This window comes from Limibacterium fermenti, assembly GCF_041902845.1.
Lineage (GTDB): Bacteria > Bacteroidota > Bacteroidia > Bacteroidales > Dysgonomonadaceae > Limibacterium > Limibacterium fermenti.
Genome location: NZ_CP159486.1, coordinates 699,088 through 716,492, shown reverse-complemented (window position 1 = coordinate 716,492; position 17,405 = coordinate 699,088). Strand labels below are relative to the sequence as shown.

Sequence of the window (17,405 nt, the reverse complement as noted above, 5' to 3'; positions counted from 1 at the left end):
GAATACCGTCCGACAATGATAATTTAATTTTCTTAGTAACAATAATAATTAAATCGCACAAATATATGAATAAATACTTTAATGGATATGTGCGGGGAAAGAAAAAATTTCCTCATACATATAAACATGTTCTAAAAATCATGAGGATAACAATAATTTTTTTATTCTGCAGTATCTTGTTTTCTCATGCTGCAGAGAGTTACTCTCAAGTAACGAAAGTATCGCTCGATTTAGGCTCTGCCAGCATCAAAGAGGTATGCAAAGAAATCGAAAAGAAAACCGATTATATTTTTGTGTTTTCCGATAACACAGAAAGCTATATAAATATGCATGTTAATGCAAGAATAAATTCTCAAACAATCTTTGAAATTTTAAACAATATTCTTCTAAATACGGGATTATCGTATAAAGTATTAGATAAGCAGGTGGTTATTTATAAGGATAAACGATTATCAAAAAATAGAGAGTTAGCCTTTTCCGAGGAAATCGTCCAACAGCAAAAGAAAGCAATTCTCGGTACTGTTCTCGATATATCCGGAGCACCCATTATTGGCGTAAACGTTGTTGAAAAGAATACGACCAATGGGACTGTAACAGATATAGATGGTAAGTTTTCCCTGTATGTTGCCGATGATGCGGTCATTCAGTTTTCTTTCATCGGATTTTTTTCTAAAGAAGTTTCAACCCTTAATAAGACTTCTTTCAATATAATTTTGGAGGAAGATACAGAATCGCTAGACGAAGTTGTGGTTGTTGGTTTCGGAACGCAAAAAAAAGTGAGTGTTGTAGGGGCACAATCAACAGTAAAAGCTAAAAGTTTGCAATTGCCTGTGGCGAACCTCACGAATGCATTAGCCGGTAGAATCTCCGGAATAGTATCTGTACAACGAACAAGTGAACCGGGATTTGACGATGCCGAAATCTGGATTCGAGGTATTTCAACTTTTAGTCAGGGACTAAGTGCTCCTCTGATTTTGGTAGATGGAACTCCCCGGAAAATGGCCAATGTCGATCCGGAAGATATCGAGAGTTTTACAGTTTTGAAAGATGCTTCAGCAACGGCTGTGTATGGTGTAAGAGGTGCAAACGGAGTAGTTATTATTAAAACGAAAAACGGGGAGCCCGGACGTCCGAAATTTAATTTTCGATACTATGAAGGTATTACTCAATTTACTAAATTGCCTGAATTTGCAGATGGAATAACCTATATGAGAATGTCTAATGAAGCTTTGACGAACAGAGGTGCCACTCCTTTGTATAGTGAAGATAGAATTCAAAAGACGATTGAGGGTAGCGATCCTTATTTATATCCTAATGTAGATTGGATGGATGCTTTATTCAGAGATTACGGACATCAGCGTAGAGGAAATTTAAACATTAGCGGTGGAGCAGATAAAGCTACTTATTATGTGGGATTGAGCTATTTCGATGAATCCGGTTTGTACAAACAAGATGATTTGGTGGATTACAATCAACAGGTTGGATACAAAAGATATAATCTTACATCGAATTTAAAAATAGCGGCATCTAAGACAACCAATATCGATTTAGGAATTTCAGGGTATCTTGCAAATGCCAATTATCCGGGTTCCGGGCAAGGAACCATATTCGAGAATGCATGGATCGTAACACCCGTCATCCATCCCATTAAATACGAAAATGGATCTATCGCTGACCAGCGTTCCGGAGGTTTAACGAACCCTTATGGACATCTAACGCAAACCGGCTATGCGAATCAATGGAGAAACCAACTTTATTCTAATCTCCGGGTCACTCAGGATTTACCTTTTATAACTCAAGGTTTATCGGCGACAGCGATGTTTTCTTTTGATGTTTATAATTACACCAGTATGAGGCGGACAAAAGTTCCTGATACCTATTTAGCCACCGGACGCGATGAAAACGGCGAAATGCAATATGAACAGACCCGGGTCGGAGAACGATTCTTAAAATTTGCTCGTAGTAGTCAGGGAGAACGCACTATTTATCTGGAAGGAGCGCTGAATTACAACCGGAGTTTTGATAAGCACACGACAACAGCTATGTTGTTATTTAATAAAAGTGATTTATTGAATTCACAGGCCGGCGATCTTATAACATCTTTGCCTTATCGTTATTTGGGGTTATCGGGAAGAGCGACATACAACTATGATAATAAATACTTTGGAGAATTTAATTTCGGATATAATGGCTCTGAGAACTTTGATCCGAGTCATCAATTTGGATTCTTCCCTTCGATAGGATTAGCCTGGGTGTTTAGTGAAGAGAAATTTTTCGAGAATGTTCAGCCTTATTTACCCCTTGCCAAATTGAGATTTTCTCATGGCAAGGTGGGCAATAGCAATATTAGTGGCCGTCGTTTTGCATACATATCAACCATCAATTCTACTACGGGTTATAATTTCGGGAAAGACCGAAATAATTCATTTGACGGGTATAATATTGGAGAATATGGTGTAAACGTTACTTGGGAAACGTCAACGAAAACGAATCTGGGATTAGATTTGCAAACAAAGAATAATGAATTGATTTTTCAATTCGATGTCTTTAAGGAATATCGGGAAGGTATTTTTTTAAGACGAGCAAATATACCATCATATGCCGGAATCTTAAACGCTCCTTATGGGAATCTTGGTATTATTGAAAATAAAGGTTTTGACGGATCTTTTACATATTCGAAAAAAATTAACGATTTCTCTTTTCAAGTTTTGGGAAATCTGACTTTTAATCGAAATAAAGTTATAGAGAATGACCAACCGGAACCTTTATACCCCTGGCTTGACCAAAGAGGAAAGAAAGTGAGTCAACGTTTTGGGTTGAGAGCTTTAGGCCTCTTTGAATCTGAAGATGAAATAAAGAATGGCCCGTTGCATCCGGGAACGGTAAACCCCGGAGATATCAAATTTCAAGATGTGAATGGAGATGGCAAAATTGATGATTATGATAAAGTCGCTATCGGTTATGGTACCGTGCCGGAGTTAGTATATGGGTTTGGTATTACATTAACTTATAAAAACCTATCATTATCATCTCTATTTCAGGGAGTAGGAAATGTCGATATTTTAATGAATGGTGAAGGGGTTATGCCCTTTTCAAATTCAATGAGCAGGGGAAATCTTCTCAGTAATATTGAAGATCGCTGGACAATTGACAATCCACGCCAAGATGCATTCTATCCGAGATTGTCTGATGGAAGTCCTAACAGCAATTACGTAACAAGTACATGGTGGCTGAAAAACGGAAGATATCTGAGGTTGAAAGACCTGCAACTGACTTATAATTTGCCTAAACGTATGATAAAACAGTTGCATGTTTCTAATGCGAATATCTTTTTTGCAGGTTACAACTTATTAACTTGGAGTCCTTTTAAGTTCTGGGATGTGGAGTTAGGCGATGGCCGCGGAACTCGCTATCCTAATACAAAAATGTATTCGGTCGGTATTAATATTAATTTTTAAATCAGAATTTATGCAATTCAAATATAAATTTATATTCAAATCACTCTTCTTTATATGGATGTTATTATCAATATCTTCTTGCTATGGAGATTTTTTGGACCAGGTACCCGATGATAGCCTGACCCTAGAAGAGGTTTTTAATCGCAGAGATTTATCCGAGTCGTGGTTAGCTAATGTGTATAGTTATGTTCGGGATGAAACGCATCGTACAAATGAGACACCTTGGGACAATATCTCAGATGACTCTGATGTTTCTCAGAGAAATGCCCTTTTTAGGGTTAATTTAGGAAACTGGAATGCAGCATCCAACTATTGGAATTTTTGGGATCACTACTACAAGGGAATCCGATCGGCAACCACTTATATTAATAACATTGACGGTAATGAGCAGATTCTAGAAGATAGAGAAGGTGAAGTTTTTATCAAAAGAAGAAAAGCGGAAGCTCGTTTTTTGCGGGCGTTCTTCTATGCAGAGATTTTGAAGCAATATGGGCCTTTTATCATTATCGGAGATGAAGAGATTGATCCGGATGTACCTCCTGCGGATCCCAAAATGCAGTTAAGCCGCAGTCCCTATGATGAATGTGTGGATTATATTATTTCGGAAATGGATAAAGCAGAGAGCGATCTCGATGTTTATCAATATACCGGCAATGATCAAGTGCTGGAAAATGATATGGGACGCGCGAGTAAGTTATTGTGCCAAGCGATAAAAAGCAAGCTTTTGCTTTATGCAGCCAGCCCATTATACAATGGAAATAAAGATTATGTGGGTTTTCAAAATCCGGACGGTAAGCCCCTGATGAACACCACTTATGATGAAACGAAGTGGAAAAGAGCTGCCGATGCTGCAAAAGTTGTGATTGACTACGCCGAATCCAGTGGAAAATTGGGCTTATATAAGAAAAATAAATCGAATGGATCAATAGATGGGTTTTTATCCTATCGCGATGTTTTTCTGGATTCATGGAATATAGAGTGGATACTTGGAAGGAACAACAATAATATTGCCGGATGGCAACGATCGAATACTCCCCGGTTGGCCAGTGGGTACGCTTCGCATGGTCCTACCCAGCAAATAATAGATACCTACCGTATGTCAAATGGAGAGGTTCCTATAACCGGCTACCATGCCGATGGAAAGCCAGTTATTAATGGAGCTTCAGGATACAGGGAGGAAGGGTTTTCCAATTTCCAGGCGCCGGGCGCAACCCGGTTTAAGAATACCTTTAATATGTATGTCAACCGTGAACCTCGTTTTTATGCGACGATCACATACAGTGGAAGTGATTGGATCAATACAACTTCTAGTTTGGGTGTAAGCGAGATACAACTTTATTATACCGGCGAGTCGGGTAAGGGTGGATCTCATGATTATTCTGAAACAGGATATTTATGGCGTAAAAATGTTTCACCGACTTACCACCCTACACAAAATAATGTGGGCAGACCTTATGTGATGATGCGTTATGCTGAGATATTGCTAAACTATATAGAAGCACTGAACGAATATGATCCCGGAAATGCAGATATACTGAAGTACCTAAACCAGATTCGGGAACGCGGTGGAATTCCGGCACTACAAAGTGGATTATCACAATCAGAGATGCGCGAAACTATACGCACAGAGCGAAGAATTGAATTAACGATGGAGCACCTTCGATATTTTGATACACGTCGTTGGAAAATTGCAGAGCAAACAGATGCCGGACCATTTTACGGTATGAATGCAGAAGGAGGAACTTCCAATACCGATTTGGCTTTTTTTAAAAGAACAAAGTTTGAAACGCGGGTATTTCGTAAAAGTTTTTATTTATTCCCTATACCACAAACAGAAATACAAAAAAATAACAATATAGTACAGAATCCTGGATGGTAAGAATCTCAAAAAAATCAATTATGAAACTACAAAATATTATTATTACTTTGGGGTTACTATTAATCGCCTCCTGTAAGCAGGCAGACTATCCGATAGAAAATGCCTCATCCTATACACACATTTTTATGCCGCTGGCAAATAATGGCTTATATGAGAAATCGATGGCTATTGCAGATAATTGGGAAAAAATAGAATTAGGTGTGGGTTACGGAGGTGTGGAAGAAAATACTTCCAATCTCGAAATTCAACTGACAATAGACGAAGCGGCGATTTTGCGTTATAATGAACAAAATGGGACAAGTTATGAAATTGCACCGGAAGGCAGTTATCGATTGAAGGACAATAAAGTATTTATTGCACCGGGAAGATCAGGGAGCAATTCGACACAATTGGAAGTGAATTCCTCCCTATTGAATGGAACGCATCCTTATCTTATTCCGATATCAATCGTGAATAACTCTGCGAACTTACCTGTTGTTGAAGGGTTGGGAACAACTTACTTTTTAGTCTCCGGATTTTATGAGAGCAATCCGTTTGAAAATTACTCTTCCGAGAAATGGACTATTTTGGATTATTCCGATGATGATAATGAAGGCGCTAGCGGAGGACGCGCCCGTCATGCTATTGACGGAAAGTTGGAAACGTTCTGGCATTCACAATGGCGTAGGAATCCGGACGGATCGCGTCCGAACCATCCTCATTTCATCGCGGTGGATATGCATGAGACTAATTTGTTACATGGTCTTACTATATACGGACGCCAAGGAGACGAGTCAAAGGTCGGTTATTTATTCCCAAAGAATGTTTTTATTGAAGGAAGTGTTGATGGGGAAAATTGGTTAACTGTAGGCAACTTTGATATGGTAGCAACCAATAACATGGCAACAATTTACTTTGAAAAAAATGTACAAGTTCGATATTTTAAATTTACAACGTTAAGTAGTAAAGGGAATTCGGATACAGTATCTGCTGCGGAAATAGTCGCTTTTTAAATTTTTGAAACAACAATATGGAACGATAATAGTTCCATATTGTTATTAGACTTAATATGAAAACAATAAAATTTATAGTTGGGTTAGTCTCCATTATAGGACTAACATTCGGAATTTCTTGCTCAAAATCGAGTGAACCGAAGGAAGCAGAAGTCCCCCCCGAAAAAGAGGTGACTGTAAAAGTCATGACCTATAATATATACGGGGCAAGAAGTGGAGGAATCCCAGATTTACAACCTTTGGCCGACGTGATCAAACGAGCAGATCCTGATCTGGTGGCTTTACAAGAAGTGGATAAAAATACCTCACGAAATGCCAAGCATGGAGATATAGCCAAAAAATTAGGCGAACTAACCGGCATGGATTATTTTTTTGCTAAAGCAGATAACTTTTATGGAGGAGAATATGGTGATGCGGTATTATCCAAACTTCCGGTGAAAGAGAAAAAAGGTTTTAACCTGGAAGTGGATCCGACATTGGGCGGTGAACGTAGATCCGTAGCGCGTATTAAGGTTGAGAAAGAAGGGAAAGCGTTCTATTTTCTCTCCACCCATTTTGATCATCTGGGTGATGAACGTAACCGAATTAAACAATCTACAGACTTTGTAACCATGGTCAAAGAATTTGATCTTCCCGTTATCGGCGGTGGAGACCTGAATGCAAGGCCCGATTCGGAAACCATGCGTATTGTCCGTACTTATTTTACCATGGGTTGCTTGAATGGTAATTGCTCACAGCCTACTTTTCCATCATCGGGAGGGGATAGAACGATCGATTATTTGTTTTATGCGCCGCTTGATGCCTTTACTCCAAAACAATATGGCGTATATACTTGGGCTAATAAAGAGTCGGATCATTTCCCGGTATTGGCCGTATTTAAAATCAATTAATATATTTCTCCATCATGTCAAAATTTACATTTTCATTGCCCGCTTTATTCTTGATTACTTTTTTACAGGTTGTATCATATGTATCCGGTCAAACCTCGAATATAAAGATCGCTCAAAATCCCTATCTCCAAGCGCTAACAGACAGTACCGTATCCATTCTATGGACTACGGACAAACCGGCTATCGCATGGGTGGAATTGGCTCCGGACGACGAGAGTCACTTTTATCAACAAGAACGCCCCCAATTTCATGATTCTCGCTATGGATTTAATCGTATAGGTACCTTACATCAAGTTAATCTCAAAAAACTCACCCCCGGAACAAAATACAGATATCGAGTTTATGCCCGAGAGGTACTTGCCCATGAGGGCGCCTATGTACAATATGGACGTACAGTAGCCTCCAATGTTTTTAATAAACAACCGTTGGCTTTTAGAACTGCATCTCGAAAAGACACGTTACGTTTTTTGGTAGTCAATGATATTCATGGCGACAATGAATTGTTGCGGAATCTGGCAGGAGAACCCTATTTGTCAAAGGTGGACTTTGGAATTCTGAATGGAGATATGGTGAACCAACTTCTCAGCGAAAAACAAATGTTCGATGATTTTATGCATACTACTATTGACCTTTTTGGGGGAAGCATTCCGTTTTATTACTCCAGAGGAAACCATGAAACCCGAGGTCCTTTTGCTTTCTCTTATCCCGAATTTTTTCCTACGAGTAATGGTCAACTCTACTATACATTTAGATATGGTGATGCCTTCTTTATCGTATTGGATTCGGGTGAAGACAAGCCGGATTCGGATATCGAATACAGCGGATTGGCAGATATGGACAATTACCGTACAGAACAAGCCGAATGGTTGAAAGGTGTAGTCAGAAGCAAAGAATTCAACGAATCGACCTATAGAATAGTCATCAGCCACATGCCTCCGTTCGGAGATTGGCATGGATCGTTAGATTTGGCTAAAAAGTTTTTGCCTATATTGAATAATGCAAAAATAGATATTATGTTATGCGGCCATTTACACAGACATGTTTTCCGAAAGGCTGACAAAGAATGTCATTTTCCTATATTGGTGAATTCCAATCGGAATGTAGTGAAAGCAACAATTTGTAAAAAAGAGGCCGCTCTTTTAGTAGTAGACCGACAGGGAAAGACGATAGAAAGCATAACGATTAATCCTAAATGATTTTTTCAATACTCTATTCAAGAGAGATACGTTACAGAAATGAACGAAGATATCTCTGATATCGAACAGGGTACAGCCCGGCTATGTATTCAAGCAAATGTCGGGACGTGGGAAGATACGGCATATGCGGCATGGAGAGTAGCGAAAGTACCTAGCGACTTTCCTATAGGCTCTTGGGTTAAATATTCAGGGAACCCCATAATCAACAGGCAGAAAGTCGGACAAAACGAGCCGGGACATGGCGATTTGTTCCAAGATAAAAATGGGAACTTTAAATATGTCTTCCACATTCATGCGTCAAGCAATGCGGTTCAACCGCGAAAAACGGCTATTGAGGATGTCGATTTTGTAAAATCGGATGCCGGTCCCGATATCGTAATAATAAAAAAAGAATCTTTCAAACAATTGCGTGTAACGATTCCATAAAAAGTAACGGACAAATTGAGTAAATCTGTAACGGGGGCATCGGCGGCATTGGCATTAGCTGTTTTCAGCACGTTAATTACTTCAGTAACCGATGTGGCCTCCGGTGAAGAAAACAACAAGCTTACCTCCGGTAGCGGCGTCAACTATTTAAGCAAACGATCTATTTCAATGAAACCAAATATTCTGATCTATATTTTTATTTTGTTTATTACAGATGCAACATTAGTTGCCCAAGTCACGCCTTTGCCGGGAGAGGAGGGTACAAAACCTGCCATTATATATGACTATTTTCCTAGCAGGATGCATGCCTTTATCTGGCGTAACTGGACGGTTGTATCGAAAGATAAGCTAGCTGAGGTTTTAGGTACCAATACAAAAAACGTGGATCAGGTCGCGCGCTCGATGGGATTACCCAAGCAAGGAAAGATACTTCAAGAATGGGCCAGTTCCCGTGGCTATATAACCGTTTTGCGCCGCAACTGGCATTTATTGCCTTATGAACAAATCTTGCATCTTCTCAGTTTATCGCGTGAAGAGCTTGCTTTTAAGTTGATAGAAGATGATTTTCTTTTCACCAAACTTGGTAGCATAAAACCTCATTGCGAACCGCTTAGATATACAAAGCCCACAAAAGAAATGGAGGTTAAAGCCGCAAAAATAGCCCTGTACACTAAAGGTATGGATGCCTTTAATAAAGAAATACCAAGATTCGCCTTTATAAACGACTTTCAAGAGCCTGAAAGCACTATTGTTCCCTCTCAGGATGAAAGCAATTTTGATTTACGGCTTATCTATTCCTATTTTGCAGACTTTGGCGATCCTTTACTCGATCCGGACTTAAAATCGTATCCGGAGGGGATGTTGCAGAAATTATCGCAGGAAGGGGTCAACGGTATTTGGTTGCATTCCGTATTGCGAATGTTGGTACTTGAATCGGACGGCTTTCCGGGAGATGAAAAGGCGCTTCAACGCATAGAAGGTTTGAACCGATTGGTTAAACGGGCTGCGAAATACGGCATAAAAATCTATCTGTATGTAAACGAACCGCGCTCAATGCATCACGATTTCTTCTCCTCCAATCCCGACCGGAATGAATGGGGCGGTGTACGTGAGGGTGATTTGCAAGCGTTTTGTACATCGAACCCGGAAGTGCTTAAATGGTTGTCGTCATCATTAGAGCAGGTCTTTAAACAGGTGGTCGGTTTAGGCGGCGTGTTCACCATTACGGCTTCCGAAAACTTAACAAGTTGCGCATCGCACGGGAATCACTCTCAGTGCAGCAGATGCGGAAAACGTTCTTTCGGTGATATTATAACTGAAATAAACACCGCTATTTACGAGGGCGTAACAAGAGGAGATCCTGATGCTAAAGTATTAGTTTGGGATTGGGGCTGGATAGATGCTGAAGCTGAGCATATAATCAACAACCTGCCAAAAAATTGTTGGCTGATGTCTGTAAGCGAATGGTCAATGCCTATTGAAAGGGGAGGGATTGAGTCGCATGTTGGAGAATATTCCATTTCGTCCGTCGGACCCGGTCCTCGCGCGATACGTCATTGGAGGATGGCAAAAAATGCGGGTTTAAAGACCGTTGCTAAGGTACAAGTTAATTCTACATGGGAAATTGCCGCAGTGCCGGCAATACCGGCGCTTGATTTGATAGCGTCTCACGCCGAGAATTTGTCCAATCAGGATATTAACGGAGTAATGCTCAGTTGGAGTTTAGGTGGTTATCCTTCCGAAAATCTGAAATTATTCCAATCCCTGAAACAAGGTGAAAAGGAGGAGGCTTTGAAAAAGTTGGCTGAAGAGACCTATGGAAAAGAAATTGCCGGTGATGTACGAAAATCCTGGCAATTGTGCTCGGAGAGTTTTAAAGAGTATCCTTATCATATAGGAACCTTATATAAAGGACCGCAACAAACAGGTCCGGCTAATCCTTTCTTTATAAAACCTTCCGGATACAGCGCTACAATGGTAGGGATTCCTTACGATGATGTAAATGCCTGGCGATCGATATATCCCGTTCAGGTATGGGTCTCGCAATTGGATAAATGTTCCCGTGGCTTTTTTGATGGAGTGGCTGTGTTAAAAAATATCGAAAAGAAACCCAAGGGAGCGTTCCTCGAGAATCTGGAATCTTTACAAACCAGAATGGAGGTTGTGGAAATCCATTTGCGATCAGCAGCCGAGCAAGCTCGTTTTACCGATGCCAGGAATCGCTTTCTCGCATCAAATACAATGGACGAGGAAAAGAAATTATGCATAGCTGAAATGCGAAAGGCGGCTTATCAGGAATTGGAATTAATCCAATCATTACTGCCTTTAGTGAAAAAGGATCCGACGATTGGATTTGAATCATCCAATCATTATTTTTATCTTCCGATAGATTTGCTCGAAGCACATATAAGTGTACAGTATACGGTTGAGTGGCTTAATACATTATAGATTAACTCTTGATGCAAATTTTTAATAGCATTTCTTCCGAGAGTGCCTTCTTTAAGAGAGAATTTTGCAAACCAGATTAAAGTATTTGCGTTTTATAAAACAATACCGGATAGCTTATTGTTGTATAAGGCAAATAAAAAATATTCATCGGTAATTTCAATGTAATGTCAATTATATAACCTAATATCAATAGATGAGACATTTGATTTACCCACACTATTATGCAAAAATTCGCTTTAATCGCCATATTGTTAGGCATTACTATCTTTTCTCACGCCCAAAAAGGCAGTATCCGCGGGCGGGTATTCAATGAAAAAAATAACGAACCGCTCGAACTTGCCACCATCCAAATTCAGGAAACCACTACCGGCACAACCTCCGACTCGCTCGGGAACTTCACCTTTACCGGCGTAGAAGCGGGATTTGTACGCCTCGTCGTGAGCTACGTAGGTTTCCGCACGACCCTATCACCGGAGATTCAGGTGCAGGGAAACCAAACGGCTTTTATCGATATCGCGGTACCCGAATCTTCCGTTCTGATTAATGCCGTGGTGGTAACCCCGAAAGTCGATTTGAAACGCATCGAAAGTCCCCTCTCCCTCTTGACCGTGGGTGTGAAAGATATCGAAAAGGCGGCGGGCGCCAACCGCGACGTATCGAAAATCATCCAGACCCTGCCCGGAGTGGCGGCTACTGATCCCAACCGCAACGACCTCATCGTGCGCGGCGGAGGGCCGTCGGAAAATGTATTCTATTTGGATGGTATCGAACTGCCCGTTATCAACCACTTCGCCACGCAAGGGTCCTCGGGCGGCGCGGTGGGCGTGGTCAATCCCGACTTTGTACGGCAAATCGATTTCTATACCGGCACCTTCCCCGCCAACCGTCCCAATGCCCTAAGCTCGGTGATGGAAATCCGGCAGAAAGACGGCAGCCAAGACCGCATTCACACGAAGTTGTCCGTCGGCGCTTCGGACGCTGCTCTCACCATAGACGGCCCCATAGGCAAAAGATCGACGTTCATCGTCTCGGCACGCCAATCGTATCTCCAATTACTGTTTAAACTGATCGGACTGCCTTTTCTTCCCACCTACAACGACTTCCAATTGAAATATAAATACCGTATCGACCCGAAAAACGAGCTATCCTTTATCGGCATCGGCGCCATAGACAACATGACGCTGAACACGGCTTTACAAGACAAGGGCACGGAGGCGCAACGATATGTATTGGGATATCTACCCGTTTACCGGCAATGGAACTATGCGGTGGGAGCGGTATACAAGCATTTCGCGGAAAACTATCACGACACATGGGTATTGAGCAGGAACATGCTTCGAAACAACAATTTCAAATATCCCGACAACGACGATACGCAACCCCGCCTGTCCGATTACACCTCGGATGAGGCCGAAAACAAACTCCGTTTCGAACGGACATATTCGGGATTGCCCTTCAGGCTATTGGCCGGGGCGGGACTCCAATACGCGCATTATACCAATCAAACGTACCGGAAACGCTTCATCGACGGCAATGCTTCCGAACTCCGTTACGCTTCGGATTTGGATTTATTCGGCTATCAAATTTTTGCACAGGCTTCCGATACTTATTTTGATGAAAAACTCTCCCTCTCGATAGGGGTCAGCTCGATCGGCTACAACTTCAACCGCAATATGCAGAACCCTATCGGACAGTTGTCTCCACGAATATCGGCATCGTATAAACTCGACAATCGATGGACTGTTAACGCCAATATCGGCCGATACGCCATGCGGCCCGCTTATACGACTTTGGGATACAAAAACGGTGACGGCGAATATGTCAACCGGAACGAAATGTTGAAGCACATCCTTTCCGATCAAGCAATCGCCGGAATGGAATATCTTCCCTCCGGAAAGATGCGTTTCTCCTTAGAGAGTTTCTACAAACACTACCGCCACTATCCCCTATCGGTATCGGAAGGAGTAAGTATCGCCAGCAAAGGAACCGATTACGGACAGATCGGCGACGAAGAGATTGTCTCCACGGGAAAAGGTCGCGCATACGGGGTGGAGTTTTCCGGCAAGCTCATCGATTGGAACCGCCTCAACACGACCGTCACGTACACTTTTTTTCGCAGCGAGTTCACCGATAAAAACGGCACGTACCGCCCTTCCGGTTGGGATACCCGCCACATGGTGAATGTGATAAGCAGTTATCGCCTTCCTAAGAACTGGCATTTGGCCATGCGATGGCGTATGGTGGGCGGGGCGCCTTACTCCCCTATCGACAGCGATCTCTCGACAAACAAGGAAGCATGGGCTATCACCCGGCAAGTATATATCGATTACAACAAGTTCAACTCGCTGCGACTGCGAAGCTCCCATCAGCTCGACGTGCGCATCGATAAGGAATTTTATTTCGATAAATGGGTGTTGAATGTATATACCGACATCCAGAATGTATATAACTTCCAATCGCAAAACCCTCCGATTTACACCAATAAAGATGCAAACGGAGAGGTGATGGACGATCCCGCCGACCCGGAACAAAAGCAACTGCTGCGCCAAATCGAGTCGTATAGCGGTACAATCCTGCCGACCATCGGAATTATCGTAAAGATATAAAATAAACCGGGGGCGTCACTTCAAAGAGCGACACCCCCGGTTACAATTAATTACAATCCTTATTATCGAGCGCTATTCAACGCTTTATCAATAGCCTCTGCAAATACCGGAAGATCATCCGGCACGCGGGAGGTAATCAAGTTTTTATCCGTCACCAAGGCCTGATCGAGGTACTTGGCTCCGGCCGCTTCCAGTTCACCTTGAATGGAATTAACGCCGGTCGTTGTCACACCTTTCAGCACACCCGCCGCGGCAAGCACTTGGGGACCATGGCAAATGGCCGCTACCAGTTTACCCGTATTGAAAAAGTTTTTTGCAAATTCCACCGATGCCGGATCCTCTTTTAACTTGGCGGGAGCTTTGCCGCCCGGAATGATCAGGGCGTCGAAATCATCGGGAGTTACATCGCTAACGGCTTTATCAATCACGATTTCGAAATCGCTGTTATACGCTTTTACCCTCCCGGTATCAGGACCTATTACGGTAATATTTACGCCTCTATTTGCCAGATAACCTATCGGCATATAAGCCTCGGCATCCTGAAACCCTTCCGTTACCAATACGGCAACATGACGTTCCGTTGAAGTTGAAGACTCGAACATGCTGTCCACCACTGCACTTTCCCTCTGCGTTGCGCCGGTAAGTCCTGACGCTAATAATACAATACCTAACATAAGCAACATCTTTTTTAACTATTTTCTTTTATATATGAACACTAATCAGTTAATAAACAAATTGTTTCTGCTTATTGTTCAACTTTGTCCGTTTATTGTCATCTATAGATGTTTCCGATAAAAAATCTGTATATTTGTACTCATAAAATATACAATTATGGATATTCAGAGTAGAAAACTAAATTTTATTCAAGAGTTTTTGCAGGTACAGAATGAAGAACTGATGTCCCGCCTCGAAAAGGTACTGTATGACTATCGAAGCCATCCCGAACCTTTGACTGTTGAAGAATTTAATAAACGAATCGAACAATCGCTTGAAGATTCCGAAAATGACAGGGTCATTGAGGCCGGACAATTACTTTCCGAAATAAATCAATGGAAATAAAAATCTTTTGGACTGTGTTTGCAAAAAAAAGAATTAAAGAACATCTTTGATTATTATAAAGCTAACGCAAGTATTACCGTTGCGGAAAATCTTGTTAAGAGAATTGTAGAAACGACTCTCACTTTAGGTGACTATGCTGAAATCGGACAAAGGGAGGAGTTACTTTTAGATCGAAAAGAAAACTTCCGATGCTTAGTGTATAAAAAATATAAAATCATCTATTGGTTCAATAAGAATAAAAATCGAATAGAAATTAGCGATATATTCGACACAAGGCAAAATCCGATTAAAATAAGAAGATATAAAACTTGAATATCAGCTTATCCTGCCCCAATCATAACGATTTCCGCTCAACCGGCTCAATTCCTGTTTAAGCACCAAATGATCGGGATGTTCAAGAGCCGGGTCTTTATCGATGACCTCCTCCGCAATTTCACGCGCACGGAAAAGGATGTCGGTATCCCGTACCAAATCGGCCAGTTTAAGGGAAAAAGGAATACCGCTTTGCTGCGTTCCTTCCAAATCGCCGGGACCACGGAGTTTCAAATCGGCTTCGGCAATCACAAATCCGTCGTTGCTTTCGGTCATGATCTCCATCCGTTTACGGGTATTGGCCGAAAGCTCGTAGGGTGTGATGAGGATGCAATAAGATTGGTCGGCGCCGCGCCCTACCCTGCCTCGCAACTGATGCAATTGCGACAGCCCGAAACGCTGCGCGCTTTCGATCACCATTACCGAAGCATTCGGAACGTTCACCCCCACTTCGATAACGGTCGTCGACACCATTATCTGCGCTTTGTTGGTAATAAACTGTTGCATGACATCCTCTTTCTCTGTCGGCTTCATCCGCCCGTGCATCTTACACACGGTAAACTCGGGAAAAGCCTCCCGAATATGCTTGAACCCGTCTTCCAGATTCTTCAAATCCATCTTTTCGCTTTCTTCAATCAGCGGATAGACGATATACGCCTGCCGCCCGGCACGAATCTGTTCCCGGATAAACTGAAAAAGCGCCCCGCGCTTTTTATCGAAACGATGAACGGTCTGCACGGGCTTCCGTCCCGGGGGAAGTTCATCGATGACGGAAACGTCGAGATCGCCGTACACCGTCATGGCCAAGGTCCGAGGGATAGGGGTAGCCGTCATTACCAGCACATGCGGGGGACGGTCGTTTTTCGACCAAAGCGATGCCCGCTGGGCCACGCCGAAACGGTGCTGCTCGTCGATCACCACAAATCCGAGATTCTGAAACTGCACGACATCCTCAATCAGCGCATGGGTACCGATGAGTATCGGCAGTTCGCCCGACTGCAACGCCTGATGAATCTTTTCGCGTTCTTTCTTCCGCGTGGAGCCGGTAAGCAATGCAACGGGAAGGCCGAGGCCGTCGAGCATCGAGCGAAACGTTTCGTAATGCTGCGATGCAAGGATTTCGGTAGGCGCCATCAAGCACGCCTGAAACCCGTTATCAATAGCGATGAGCATACACATGAGCGCCACGAGTGTTTTGCCGCTTCCTACGTCGCCCTGCAATAGCCGGTTCATCTGCTTGCCCGACGCCGTATCGCGACGGATTTCACGAATAACCCTTTTTTGCGCATTCGTCAGTTCGAAAGGCAGTTTGGTGGCATAAAAAGCATTCAGATATTTCCCTACTTTTTCGAAAACGAAGCCCTTGAGTTTGGCTTTCCGGTCGGAAGCATAACGGACAATATTCAATTGAATATAAAACAGTTCTTCGAACTTCAACCGGAATTCGGCATCCCGTAACAAAGGAGGGGACTTGGGAAAATGAATATTTTCGAGCGCATCATGGAAAGGCATCAGATGGGCGGCAGCGATCACATCGGGCGGGAGCGACTCGGGAACGCGTTCGCGGATCATACCGAAAGCATTATGAATAAGCTTTTGCACCGCTTTGGAATTAAGATAATTCCGCTTCATGTTTTCGGTGGTATTATAAAAGGCGAAAAGGCCTTCGGGGCGATCACCTTCGCTTTCATACGGGTCGATATCGGGATGCGCGATATTCCACCGGTTATTGAATAAGGAGGGCTTTCCGAAAACGATGTATTCCTGATTGAGCTTTAGCGAGTTCTCAATAAATTTAATTCCCTGAAACCATATCAAGTCTATGAAACCCGTGCCATCGGTGAAATGAGCCACCAAACGTCGTTTGCGTCCCTCTCCGAAAGTTTCGAAAGCGGTGATGCGGCCTTTGAGTTGAATGTACACCATCGAATTATCTATTTCGTGGATATAATACATTCTCGTCCTGTCCACATACCGGTAAGGGTAGTAGCGCAACAGGTCGCCCAACGTAAAAACCTCGATCTCTTTATTGAGAATCGACGCACGCTTGGGGCCTACACCCGGAACAAACTTTATGTCGGTTTGCAGAATATTCAAATCATAATCTTATTGTTACACAGAGAAACACAGAGTCTGCAC

The 17,405-nt window shown here is 42.5% G+C and carries 12 protein-coding genes; 10 read left to right on the top strand and 2 right to left on the bottom strand.

What is annotated here, in order from left to right; genetic code table 11:
• Nucleotides 1-65 precede the first annotated feature (65 nt).
• The 8 genes from ABNK31_RS03240 (at nucleotide 66) to ABNK31_RS03205 (ending at nucleotide 13,895) form a co-directional block, all read left to right on the top strand.
• The gene (locus ABNK31_RS03240) at nucleotides 66-3,458 is read left to right on the top strand and encodes a SusC/RagA family TonB-linked outer membrane protein (protein ID WP_418894296.1); all 3,393 of its coding nucleotides are present in this window, start codon (nucleotides 66-68) and stop codon (nucleotides 3,456-3,458) included.
• Nucleotides 3,459-3,468: 10 nt separating this feature from the next.
• Nucleotides 3,469-5,337: a RagB/SusD family nutrient uptake outer membrane protein gene (locus ABNK31_RS03235; protein ID WP_418894295.1), complete on the top strand. Its 1,869-nt coding sequence runs from the start codon at nucleotides 3,469-3,471 to the stop codon at nucleotides 5,335-5,337.
• A gap of 20 nt (nucleotides 5,338-5,357) precedes the next feature.
• Nucleotides 5,358-6,329: a discoidin domain-containing protein gene (locus tag ABNK31_RS03230; RefSeq protein ID WP_418894294.1), complete on the top strand. Its 972-nt coding sequence runs from the start codon at nucleotides 5,358-5,360 to the stop codon at nucleotides 6,327-6,329.
• A gap of 56 nt (nucleotides 6,330-6,385) precedes the next feature.
• Nucleotides 6,386-7,219 (top strand): endonuclease/exonuclease/phosphatase family protein, encoded by an 834-nt coding sequence (locus ABNK31_RS03225; protein ID WP_418894293.1) that lies wholly within the window; start codon nucleotides 6,386-6,388, stop codon nucleotides 7,217-7,219.
• A 14-nt stretch (nucleotides 7,220-7,233) separates the two neighbouring features.
• Nucleotides 7,234-8,415 carry a metallophosphoesterase gene (locus ABNK31_RS03220; RefSeq protein ID WP_418894292.1) on the top strand — a complete coding sequence of 394 codons (1,182 nt, stop codon included), beginning with the start codon at nucleotides 7,234-7,236 and terminating at the stop codon, nucleotides 8,413-8,415.
• Between the two features lie 39 nt (nucleotides 8,416-8,454).
• Nucleotides 8,455-8,841: a hypothetical protein gene (locus tag ABNK31_RS03215; protein ID WP_418894291.1), complete on the top strand. Its 387-nt coding sequence runs from the start codon at nucleotides 8,455-8,457 to the stop codon at nucleotides 8,839-8,841.
• A 15-nt stretch (nucleotides 8,842-8,856) separates the two neighbouring features.
• Nucleotides 8,857-11,289 (top strand): hypothetical protein, encoded by a 2,433-nt coding sequence (locus ABNK31_RS03210; RefSeq protein WP_418894290.1) that lies wholly within the window; start codon nucleotides 8,857-8,859, stop codon nucleotides 11,287-11,289.
• A 221-nt stretch (nucleotides 11,290-11,510) separates the two neighbouring features.
• On the top strand, nucleotides 11,511-13,895 hold the full coding sequence (locus tag ABNK31_RS03205) for a TonB-dependent receptor (protein WP_418894289.1): 2,385 nt from the start codon (nucleotides 11,511-11,513) through the stop codon (nucleotides 13,893-13,895).
• A gap of 62 nt (nucleotides 13,896-13,957) precedes the next feature.
• On the opposite strand, the gene ABNK31_RS03200 is transcribed toward ABNK31_RS03205, so the two are convergent.
• On the bottom strand, nucleotides 13,958-14,569 hold the full coding sequence (locus ABNK31_RS03200) for a type 1 glutamine amidotransferase domain-containing protein (protein WP_418894288.1): 612 nt from the start codon (nucleotides 14,567-14,569) through the stop codon (nucleotides 13,958-13,960).
• Between the two features lie 157 nt (nucleotides 14,570-14,726).
• Between ABNK31_RS03200 and ABNK31_RS03195 the strand changes: the two genes are divergently transcribed.
• On the top strand, nucleotides 14,727-14,954 hold the full coding sequence (locus tag ABNK31_RS03195; protein ID WP_418894287.1) for a hypothetical protein: 228 nt from the start codon (nucleotides 14,727-14,729) through the stop codon (nucleotides 14,952-14,954).
• An 18-nt stretch (nucleotides 14,955-14,972) separates the two neighbouring features.
• Nucleotides 14,973-15,266 carry a type II toxin-antitoxin system RelE/ParE family toxin gene (locus ABNK31_RS03190; protein ID WP_418894286.1) on the top strand — a complete coding sequence of 98 codons (294 nt, stop codon included), beginning with the start codon at nucleotides 14,973-14,975 and terminating at the stop codon, nucleotides 15,264-15,266.
• Nucleotides 15,267-15,269: 3 nt separating this feature from the next.
• On the opposite strand, the gene recG is transcribed toward ABNK31_RS03190, so the two are convergent.
• On the bottom strand, nucleotides 15,270-17,363 hold the full coding sequence (gene recG / locus ABNK31_RS03185; protein ID WP_418894285.1) for an ATP-dependent DNA helicase RecG: 2,094 nt from the start codon (nucleotides 17,361-17,363) through the stop codon (nucleotides 15,270-15,272).
• Between the last annotated feature and the right edge of the window lie 42 nt (nucleotides 17,364-17,405).